The 10,455-nt window shown below is 47.8% G+C and carries 12 protein-coding genes; 10 read left to right on the forward strand and 2 right to left on the reverse strand.

The window, feature by feature from the left end:
- Positions 1–132 precede the first annotated feature (132 nt).
- A complete protein-coding gene (locus BZG76_RS09645) occupies positions 133–600 on the reverse strand; it encodes a DUF3392 domain-containing protein (protein WP_241824075.1) in 468 nt (155 codons plus the stop codon).
- On the opposite strand from BZG76_RS09645, the gene BZG76_RS09650 reads away from it, so the two are divergent.
- Positions 599–1,540: a Gfo/Idh/MocA family protein gene (locus BZG76_RS09650; RefSeq protein ID WP_077461162.1), complete on the forward strand. Its 942-nt coding sequence runs from the start codon at positions 599–601 to the stop codon at positions 1,538–1,540. The two genes, BZG76_RS09645 and BZG76_RS09650, sit on opposite strands and share 2 nt — an antisense overlap.
- A 32-nt stretch (positions 1,541–1,572) precedes the next feature.
- Here BZG76_RS09650 and BZG76_RS09655 read toward each other — a convergent pair whose 3' ends face one another.
- On the reverse strand, positions 1,573–2,913 hold the full coding sequence (locus BZG76_RS09655) for an ABC1 kinase family protein (RefSeq protein ID WP_077461163.1): 1,341 nt from the start codon (positions 2,911–2,913) through the stop codon (positions 1,573–1,575).
- A 313-nt stretch (positions 2,914–3,226) separates the two neighbouring features.
- Between BZG76_RS09655 and BZG76_RS09660 the strand changes: the two genes are divergently transcribed.
- From BZG76_RS09660 to BZG76_RS09700, 9 genes are all read left to right on the forward strand, one after another.
- Positions 3,227–3,718, forward strand: coding sequence for a hypothetical protein (locus tag BZG76_RS09660; protein WP_131825324.1), 492 nt, complete (start codon positions 3,227–3,229; stop codon positions 3,716–3,718).
- Complete coding sequence (locus BZG76_RS09665; RefSeq protein WP_077461165.1) at positions 3,715–4,068, forward strand: hypothetical protein; 354 nt, start codon at positions 3,715–3,717, stop codon at positions 4,066–4,068. Before BZG76_RS09660 ends, BZG76_RS09665 begins: the two co-directional genes overlap by 4 nt.
- Positions 4,059–4,760 carry a hypothetical protein gene (locus BZG76_RS09670; protein WP_077461166.1) on the forward strand — a complete coding sequence of 234 codons (702 nt, stop codon included), beginning with the start codon at positions 4,059–4,061 and terminating at the stop codon, positions 4,758–4,760. The genes BZG76_RS09665 and BZG76_RS09670 overlap by 10 nt, the downstream gene beginning before the upstream one ends.
- A gap of 64 nt (positions 4,761–4,824) precedes the next feature.
- A complete protein-coding gene (locus tag BZG76_RS09675; RefSeq protein ID WP_077461167.1) occupies positions 4,825–5,694 on the forward strand; it encodes a viperin family antiviral radical SAM protein in 870 nt (289 codons plus the stop codon).
- A 55-nt stretch (positions 5,695–5,749) separates the two neighbouring features.
- A complete protein-coding gene (locus BZG76_RS15665; protein WP_443216262.1) occupies positions 5,750–6,040 on the forward strand; it encodes a ParE family toxin-like protein in 291 nt (96 codons plus the stop codon).
- A 181-nt stretch (positions 6,041–6,221) separates the two neighbouring features.
- The gene (locus BZG76_RS09685) at positions 6,222–6,533 is read left to right on the forward strand and encodes a hypothetical protein (protein WP_131825325.1); all 312 of its coding nucleotides are present in this window, start codon (positions 6,222–6,224) and stop codon (positions 6,531–6,533) included.
- A 479-nt stretch (positions 6,534–7,012) separates the two neighbouring features.
- Positions 7,013–8,761 (forward strand): formate--tetrahydrofolate ligase, encoded by a 1,749-nt coding sequence (locus BZG76_RS09690; protein WP_077461170.1) that lies wholly within the window; start codon positions 7,013–7,015, stop codon positions 8,759–8,761.
- Between the two features lie 138 nt (positions 8,762–8,899).
- Positions 8,900–9,373: an NYN domain-containing protein gene (locus tag BZG76_RS09695; RefSeq protein ID WP_077461171.1), complete on the forward strand. Its 474-nt coding sequence runs from the start codon at positions 8,900–8,902 to the stop codon at positions 9,371–9,373.
- A gap of 60 nt (positions 9,374–9,433) precedes the next feature.
- The gene (locus BZG76_RS09700; protein ID WP_077461172.1) at positions 9,434–10,258 is read left to right on the forward strand and encodes a Cof-type HAD-IIB family hydrolase; all 825 of its coding nucleotides are present in this window, start codon (positions 9,434–9,436) and stop codon (positions 10,256–10,258) included.
- Positions 10,259–10,455 lie beyond the last annotated feature (197 nt).

Below are 10,455 nucleotides of genomic sequence, written 5' to 3' on the forward strand. Positions count from 1 at the left end.
CCTTTTTGTCACCAATACGCTGTGATACCAGTATCGGATTGCTTACACAGTATGGCTGCTTAGTAATTAAACAGCCATACGATAAAGTGGATGATCGGGCATCGCAGGGAAGGGGGCTGGGCTATCGGGCGGTTAGATTTGGCGCTGACGCTGCGCCCACATCCCGATAAAGATAAAGGTCGCCACTAAGCCGGCAAACAGCCAATGATCAGGCCATCCACGCATTTTACCCGCAAGCCACGGCGACACCGCTATAATGAAAGCGCCGTAACCAAAAGCATTGATTGCCACAAATACCAGAGTACGAACAATAAAATGGTGTCCGGTTAATAAACGGCGTAGGGTACGGTTAATGTCATTACCAAACACCACCAAAAGCGACGCGACAATAGCCATCGCAATATCATTTAGCCAAGGCGTTAACCACGCACCGGCCTGAGAGAGCCAAGAGATTAAAATATTCATAATGATAAACACTGTGTAGAATGCGGCTAGGTTACTGATTTCTGCTGGCGACTTCCAGCGCTGACTGAGGCGGCACTCGGTTGGGCCGCATCCGGTTGGGCTACAGCTGGCGCGCACGACGTAAGGAGAAAGCATGAAGATCGCATCGATCGGGCTTGGCGACATTGCCCAGAAAGCGTATCTACCCTTATTGGCCAACTGGCCAGGATTAGATTGGGTCTTGTGTAGCCGTGATAGCCAAAAGTTGGCTGCGCTCGCACATCAATATCGGGTGACGAACACGGCCACCGACATCCATGAATGCTTGGCGCTTGGTGTGGATGGGGTGATGATCCATAGCGCGACCGACTCGCATGCGGCCTTGATTCGTCCCTGCCTCGAAGCTGGCGTGCCGGTATTTGTTGATAAACCCGTTGCCCCTTCAGGCGCAGACGTTGAAACCTTATTTAACTTGGCTGAGCAACACCAAACGCCGTTGTTTGTCGGGTTTAATCGCCGTTATTTGCCACTGTTAAACACCCACCTGAACGATCAGCGTCCGGAAGATGAGTTAGGCACACCGTTGTTATCGTTGCGCTGGGAAAAACACCGCCATGCGCTGCCTGATGCACCACGCCGCTTTATTTTTGATGACTTTATTCATCCGCTCGACAGTATTAATGTACATGGCGACATGAGTATTGATGATTTAGACGTGTTCGCGCAATTTGGTGAAGGGTTACTCGGCCGATTAGATGTGCGCTGGCACCGTGATAATAGCTTGTTTGAAGCCAGCATGAATCGCCAATACGGTGCCACCAAAGAAACCATTGCCGCTGCGTATCGTAATGAGTGCTATTTTTTTGATGGCTTTACCCGAGGCGAACGCATGCAAGACAACGTGATCACTCAACTTAGCCTCCCAGATTGGACCGGTATGCAGGCGAGCAAAGGATTTGAGGCAATGCTAACTCACTGGTTTGAGGTGGTCAGCGCAGGCTGGGTTGAAACCTCACTGACTCAGCGTAACGTCTCAACCCATTGGACCGCCGACGATCTTGTGGTGTACTGCGACGCATTGCGCGATAGTGACTAAATCGAACATGCCGTTCCCGTCGCGCAGCAGGATTAAACTTGCGCTGTCTCAGTTTGTGGCTCGCCGGTTAAATAGGGCATTAACAATGCACGCACATTTAAGGTGACATCCAACTTCGCGGCCAGTAAATACAAGCCCGCAATTTTACGATGCAAAAACAACGCATCGGCCGGCGGCGTATGCCAATAGCCTTGCTCCATACTCAAGGCGACGCCGCGATTACGTAAGCGCGTGGCTAAGTCTGCTTGCCCAAACGCAAATGGCGCATCGGCAGCAATGGGCTCACAAGCGGTGTTCACCAGCTCAAGCACGCTGGCCTTTTGCTCGGGTAAAATATGCTCAGCAAAAAAGCCAATCTGAGTCAGCGCCGCTTCAATCCCTGCATTATCTTTTTCTATCGCCGCCAAAAACAGCTTGCGATAGCCATCGGTAAACGTCGGTGCATACTGACGCGTGGCGCCAAAATCGAGCAATACCACGCGGCCCGTGTCTGGCTGATACAAGTAGTTAGCGAAGTTCGGATCGGTTTGCACCTCCCCAAACATAAACACCTCTTCAAACAGCAATTGGAACAAACGACTTACCACCCGCTGGCGTACCGCTTCTGAAGCACAGTCAAGCTGCTCAATGGGTTCACCCGCCATATAACTCATGGTTAGAATGCGATCCGAGGTAAGGGCTGCATATACCTTAGGCACCACTAAGCCGTCAGCGTCTTTTAAATGGGTACCAAACCGGATAAGCGACTGCGCTTCTTTCAGGTAATCGGCTTCGTCATGCAACTGTTGCTTGGCTTCATCGAGCAAAGCTTGGTAGTTCGCCTCTTTGGGGATAAGGCCACTCAAACGCAGCAGAGTGATGACATTGTCGACATCGCTATCAATGCTGTCTTTGATGCGTGGATATTGTACTTTCACTGCCACTTTGTCACCGGCATCGGTATACGCTTCGTGCACTTGACCAATGGAAGCTGACGCGATGGGAGAGAAGCGAAAATGGGTAAATTCTGCTTGCCAATTGTCGCCCCATTGTTCGTTAAGCACGGCTTTAAGCTGTTTTGGCGGCATGGGCGTGGCATGATTACGCAACCGCGCGAGCAGATCGCTGAGCTCTGGCGGGATCAAATCGCCCGCATCCATCGACAACAGTTGACCCACCTTCATCGCCGCGCCGCGTAAATCTGCCAATTTATCGGCCACGTGGGCAATATTGGCCGGTGACATCACCAAATCTTTACGACTTGGCCGATTTCCCTGCGCAAACTGCTTCGTGCCTTCCCACGCAACATTCGACGCCACTCGCCCGGCTATTGAAGCCAACGCCCCAAAACGAGACCATTTACCATGCGGAACCTTGCTGCTTTTCATAACCATCTCCTTATCACCCACTAAATGTACGGTATAAACCGAGGAATGGTTTGGTTGGGGGTTTTGGTTGGACATTCCAACATTGTTTGTTCCTACGCTTCCACCCAGTAAGGTATAAGCTTCCCGGGTTGTTCAATATACCATCATCCGATTTGTAGTGTGATCTAACAACTGGAGTAGGAAATTGCCTACATATACACTTAGCCGCAACATAAAAGATGCCTCGAACAATACAGTCGCTATTGTGTACGAAGCCGGCTGATTTCTCGTTCCCGCACAGGTACGAAAGAAGGCATAAAAAACAGGAATGTTTATTAATATGGTTAAGAAAAACACAAGTATCATCGGCAAATTGCTGTTCGGCATTGCATTCTTTTTGAAATGGGCTTGGCTCTTAACGCTATTTTTATTAGGCCTATTCGTCTATGCGTTGACACCTTTCGAGGTTTTTGAATACGCCTTTTCTTTCACAGAGATCGATCTAATCGAGACACTGTTTTTAGTTTTCTTAGTGGTATTTTTTTATCATTACATAAAGCGTTGCCGGCAGATAGATGTACCAATCGTAAGAAAAATTATCACGCCGTGGGTGCATCAGGCTTATGTATTTTTACTAGTGGTTTCTGTGTTTGTGGTAAACAAGAAATATTTTCATTTTAATTGGGAACATTATGCCAGACTACCTTTGGTTGATTTATTATCTTATCTGTTGATGGCAGCCACCTTCCTTTATAGCTATTATCGAATCAACACGCTTGCCAGAGCTAAAAATCAAACCAGCGAAATTAACCGCGAAGGAGTTGCAGAATGAGAGTCGCTTGTTATTTAGTATTGTGTCTTTTATGCGTTGCTCAGCCCAGCTACGCGTTAATACATTCGGATGCTAAAGCAGGCAGTGCCGAATTTTTGGTCTCCGCCTGCCAAGAATATATCGAAATCTATGATAAGAAAGATGATCCCCATTTTGGTGCCTTTCTTACCACATCGAAGGAAGAAAGCTTCCGTGCAGGATATTGCTTAGGAGCACTCATGAATGTCGACAACATTTGCACTAGTTATGTCTCGCGGTCTGTTTATAGAGCCGCAGAGGTGGTCGCCTCTGTGGGGCTTGATGATACCTATTCTGAAGCTCGGTTGTTGGAGCGTGCTATATGTCGTTAATGAATACCAATGAAGCAGTGAAAAGTCTATTTGGAGTGGAAGGAAGCCAGAACCTTCGCTCAAAAGCGAATAGTTACGTGCGCAACAAGGTCATCCCGCCTGCGTGGGTGCGAAAAGAAGAGTTTAGTGACGCGAGCATAAACAAGCGTGGAAAAACGAATTTGACCTCGCAAGGGCAAGACTGCTTGTTTAACGCACTTGTGTTAGATGCTTTTTTTAGTGACACCAAATTCGTCAAAAAAGTATTTGAWGATTCCTCCGCTCGCACCGAAAGCGCCACCTTATGCGAAGAGATCTTGCTCAACGCGCAATCTGTTCAGTCGACTGCACATTTAACTCAGGCGGCACAGCAGTTTATCGGTGAGATGCAAAATGATGAGTTCAAATTGCGAGAACAGCGTTTAACGAGTCCCTTTCACGATCAACGCTTACCCAATGCGGATATGGAGATGTATAACACAGGGCTGCTTCATCAATTGCTTAGAGATCAGCGATTGTCACTGTCATTGAAAGAGCAAATTCTCTTTCACTGGTTCGAGCAAGATCTGACAAAAGCGGCACAACTTGCCGAGCAAGTCGATAGTGCCTTGATGGATCGTGATCGCGGTTTAGCTGCGCTGGTGAGTCGGGTGAATCAAGAGTATCAAGAGGCTCTGCGCTTTACGTCGTTGCTAAACAGTTTACCCGAGTAAAAAAAAGCTTTTTTGTGCATTGCACAAATCAACACTACTTCTGTCACCCAGAAGGAGTAGTGTTATGAACAAAGCAAATCAACTCGTTATCAATTACCACATTACTGAGAAGTGCAATTACGACTGCCATTACTGCTATGCAAAATGGGCAAAGCCTAATGAGCTCCACCGAAATATAGACGATATGCGGTCGCTGCTTTTCAAGCTAGCGCAGTACTTCTTTTCACCAAATCCTATTAAGAAAGAGTTACAGTATCAACGTGTTAGGCTAAATTTTGCAGGTGGAGAGCCTTTGCTTTTAAAGCAACGCTTTATTGACGCATTGGATTATGCCATCGAGTTAGGCTTTGATACATCTATTATTACGAATGGCCATTTAATTACAGACCAATTTATTGAGGCGCATAGCCACAAGCTCCAATTACTGGGAGTTAGTTATGATGCTTGCGACCTCGAGCGACAGCAGATTATTGGTCGCAAGACAGCTGCGGGTCATGCGTTATCTTCCCACCGACTAGAATCAATTTTTACCCAAGTAAAACACTACTCACCTCACACCGAACTCAAAGTTAATACTGTCGTCAATACGTTTAATATTGAAGAAGATTTCACCACTTTAATGGCACGCATTCAGCCCCATAAATGGAAGGTACTGCGGGTATTACCTGTGTTTGATTCAGTTCAAGCCATCACGGACCAACAATTTCAAACGTTTGTTGATCGACATCGTTCCGTGTCTTATTGCATGTCTGTTGAAGATAACGACTCAATGACCAATTCGTACCTTATGCTCAGTCCTGATGGTGCATTTTTCCAAAACGGGAATGATGGGCAAGGTTACTTTAAAAGCCGTTCATTGCTTACCACGCCTGTTGACGTTGCGTTAGCGGAAACCGGATTTGATGCCGAGAAATTTTCGCAACGTTATCAGTAGGGAGGGGAGCATGACAAAGGAAATTATAAGCGATGGTGTTAGCGTTCAAATCATCATGCCTAAAGCCTCTTCTCGAATACTCCATCAAGCTGAAGAGGTGGTGGTAAAAATATTGGATCACAAGATCTCGCCAGGCATGCACCCAAAGGTTATTCAGACGAACAAGGACTGGCTAAGTTATCGCGTTAATCGAAAATATAGACTGTTGGTAAAGCGCTCTTGCATTTCTACCGGCCCATATCACTGTATGAGCCATAAAGAATTTGATCGATGGGCGAGTAAACGTTGGATTAAAGCTCCGAAACGAAAGAAACTTCCCAGATACAGAGTAATATGGTCTAAATAACGCTAGTCCTGCTCGTTCCCGCATGGGAGCGAGCCAAACCCACACCACGATATGACACGGTTCCTGCCGGTTACATGACACTTCAACCAGTATCACAGCCTCGCTAATTAAGCGTAGTGTAATCGATATAAAACAGCGGGTTAGATTTTATCCTGTCTAGCAAAGTATTATGGATAGCGCGGTGAAAACCATTGCTGAAAGCGATCAAGAATGTCAACGCATGGCAACCACCTCGGCTGACACTGGCAAGCGAATCACCGAAGTCAGAGACCATTTACCATGCGGAAGCTTGCTGCTTTTCATAACCATGTCAGGTGCGTTAGCGAGTATTGAAGCGGCTTTAATGACTAAAGCTGCTGATGTCTCAATTAGCGTAGTCGCTAGTCGAGCTGTAGGAACAACATTAGCAGGTGTCACAGCTTCTTTTTATGCTGGGGCGATTATTGGTTTCAGCGTTGAGAGCGTCAACAAGAGAGACGTCATACAGTGGTGAAGAGCTTAAAAAAGCTTTTCAAGAGCTTGGTTTTGCGGATAATGCTTTACGCCAACCAAACAGCCACAACTTGCTAAGGAATCAATAACCATGCGCCGACTAAAGGATCGATCGTTATTAATCCTCGTTGCATTGATCGCAGCGGTAGGTGCTTATGCCTTTTGGAACACGTTAGGGGAGTTCGCGTTAATAATCTTCCCACTTATCGCGCTATATGCCTACGTGGTGGAACGGCCGAAGTTCAAACAATGATTTTTCGTGTCAATAAATACCCTCATAGTAAACAATACAGCGACCCAAGTTGAGACAGCGAATATTGAACTTGTTCCCTCGCAGGAGCATGGGAACGATCAGGAACAACCCTCTTCTCAATTCGCCTATTAGTTGTGATATTCTTTCGCTTTACAACGGTCATTTTAGCGGTATCATTTTCACGCAAACGTTTACGTGATTATTTTATACTCTATTGAGAGGGTTTCATGCTATCTGATGTCGAAATCTGTCGTAACACCACACTGACTTCCATTTCTACCATTGCCAAGCAAGCCGGTTTGCTTGAAGCAGAGTTTGAAACCCAAGGCAGCCACAAAGCCAAAGTCTCTCTCAATTGTTTGAAGCGCCTCGCGCCTAATCAAACTGGCAAGTTGGTCGTGGTCACCGCTATTACTCCAACGCCGCTGGGCGAGGGTAAAACGGTGACCACTATCGGCCTGGCGCAAGGGTTAGCGAAACTCAACCAATCCGTGACCGCTTGTATTCGTCAACCTTCGATGGGGCCGGTATTTGGGGTAAAAGGCGGCGCGGCTGGAGGCGGTTATTCGCAAGTGGCCCCGATGGAAGAGCTAAACCTGCATTTAACCGGTGATATTCATGCCGTCACTGCTGCACACAATTTGGCCGCTGCCGCGATTGACGCGCGCATCTATCACGAGCAGCGCTTGGGCTATGACGACTTTGAAGCTCGAAGCGGACTAAAAGCGTTAAACATCGATCCGAATCGCGTGGTGTGGAAGCGGGTCATGGATCATAACGATCGCGCCTTACGTATGGTTACTGTGGGCAAAAATGAGCCGGGAAAAACCATTAATGGCTATGAGCGAGAGGGCGGATTTGATATCTCGGCCGCCTCCGAACTCATGGCTATTTTGGCGTTGGCGAGCGATCTTCGCGATTTGCGTCAGCGCATCGGCCGCATAGTGTTGGCTTATAGCCATACCGGTGAGCCGATCACCACCGAAGATTTACAAGTGGCCGGCGCGATGGCGGTGAGTATGAAGGAAGCGATTGAACCCACCTTGATGCAAACCCTAGAAGGCGTGCCGACGCTAATTCATGCCGGCCCCTTTGCCAATATTGCCCATGGTAATTCGTCGATTATTGCCGATAACATTGCCCTTAAGCTGGGTGATTATACCGTCACCGAGGGGGGATTTGGCTCAGACATGGGATTTGAGAAGGCATGTAACATCAAAGCGCAAGCATCCGGTAAAGCACCAGACTGCGCGGTGATTGTGGCCACATTACGTGGCTTAAAAGCCAACTCAACGCACTATAACTTTTTGCCTGGGCAACCACTACCAGAATCACTTTTTGTGGATGATCATGAAGCATTGGTGGCAGGGTTTGAAAACCTGAAGTGGCACATCAACAATGTAAATCAATATGGTGTGCCGGCGGTGGTCGCAATCAACCGTTTCCCGCAAGATAGCGATGCTGAGCTTGCGACATTAAAAGCCATGATCGAGGCGTTACCCAACCAGGTACAAGTTGCCGTCAGTGAGGGCTTTGCTCACGGCGGCGAGGGCACGCGTGAACTGGCAAAGAAAGTCATGGCTCAATGTGCCGCTCCTTCGACCTTTAGGCCTTTGTATTCAGCCGATCAATGCTTAGAAGAAAAGCTGATGGCCGTGGCTGAAGTCGGGTACGGTGCAGGGAGTGTCACGCTCAGTGATGTTGCTAAGCAGCAGCTGCAACAATTTAAGCAACAAGGCCTTGATGATTTAGCTGTGTGTTTGGCGAAAACGCCGCTGTCAATTTCAACGGATGGCACGATTAAAGGCGCGCCGCAAGGGTTTGATGTACCGATCCGCGAGTTGAAATTGTGTGCCGGTGCCGGATTTGTCTATGCCTTATGCGGCAATGTGATGACCATGCCCGGATTGCCGGAAAAACCGGCGTTTATGAAACTTGACCTCGATGATGAGGGTAATATTGTTGGGTTGAGTTAATGGTGCCCCTCGCGAAAGCCGCTGTTATCAGCGGCTTTTTTGTTTTTGCTAGACGCGGCCACGTTTGTGATTTTCGTCACGGTAGCCTGATGTGGTATCCTCTTCGGCTTCAATTCTCCCACCGACTGTGAGCCTGACTTGAAAAAAATCGCGGTTTTTGTCGACGTTCAAAATATCTACTACACCACACGCCAAGCCTACGGGCGCCAGTTTAACTATCGCCAGTTGTGGCACACGCTGAGCCAAATGGGTGAAGTGGTTACCGCGTATGCTTATGCCATTCGTCGTGATGATGATCAGCAAATCAAATTTCAAGATGCGCTGCGGCACATTGGCTTTACCGTGAAGCTCAAACCTTATATTCAACGCGCCGATGGTAGCACCAAAGGCGATTGGGATGTGGGCATTGCCATTGATGTGATGGAAGCTGCGCCGGATGTCGATACCGTGGTTCTGCTCTCTGGTGATGGCGACTTTGATTTGCTGATGAACAAAATTCGCGAGCGCTATCATACCGAAGCCTTCGTGTTTGGAGTGCCTGCGTTAAGTGCCAACTCCCTCGTGAATAGCGTTGATCGCTTTATTCCCATTGACGATAGCTTATTGCTGTAGAGCCGATTAAGGCTGAGGGAATCCATTCCGTTTTGAATTTGATGTTGAGGTAAGTTGACGATGTACAAATTAATCGCCCTAGATATGGATGGCACCTTGTTAAACAGCGATAAAGAAATATCGGCTGAAAACAAACAGGCCATTGCCCGCGCGCGTGACAAAGGGGTGGCCGTGGTGTTGGCATCTGGCCGTCCGCTTGAAGGCATGCAACCTAAGCTGGATGAGTTGGATATTCATTCAGATAAAGACTTTGTGCTGTATTACAACGGCTCGATGGTGAAAAACGTGGGGACTGACGAGGTGATCTTGCAAAAGGGGCTAGACGGTAAAGCTGCCAAAGCGCTCGCTCTACATGCTGAAGCATTAGGTGCCTATGTGCATGCCTTTAGTACCGAGCACGGATTGATCACCCCTGCGCTCAACCCGTATACCGACATTGAGGCCAACATCAACGGGCTTGATATCACCGTGATGGATTTCGAGACTCTAAGCGATGATCACCCCATTATTAAAGTGTTGATGGTGGCGGAGCCAAGCAAGTTAAATGAAGTGATCAGTGCTTTACCCGCAGCGCTGCGCGAGGAGTTTACGGTGGTGCAAAGTGCGCCCTTCTTCCTTGAATTTCTAAACCCGGCAAGTCATAAAGGGGCGGGGGTCGCTGCAATTGCAGAACACTTAGGTATTCACCCCGACGAAGTGATCTGCATGGGCGATGCAGAAAATGACCATGCGATGTTGGAATATGCGGGTCTTGGAATTGCCATGGCTAATGCGATGGAAGCAACCAAGCAAATCGCGGATTATATTACCGAAAGTAACGATAACCACGGTGTCGCTAAAGCAATCGAAAAGTTTGTCTTAGCGGTAGATAGCTCAGTGGCGTAATTGTAGATACCATCTCTCCGAACCATCCGTAAAGGGTTATGTAACCACTTGCGGGTGGTATTCGCTTTGATGTTTTACAACACCAAAACAAATCTGTACCAGCTTGCGCATTCCAGCTCCTAAAGCCTGCATTTTACTTTTACCGTTTTCCATTAGGCGCTGATATTGTACCTGGATATCCGGGTTATATCTCAAGC

The organism is Salinivibrio sp. AR647, from assembly GCF_001995415.1.
In the GTDB taxonomy this organism is placed as follows: domain Bacteria; phylum Pseudomonadota; class Gammaproteobacteria; order Enterobacterales; family Vibrionaceae; genus Salinivibrio; species Salinivibrio costicola.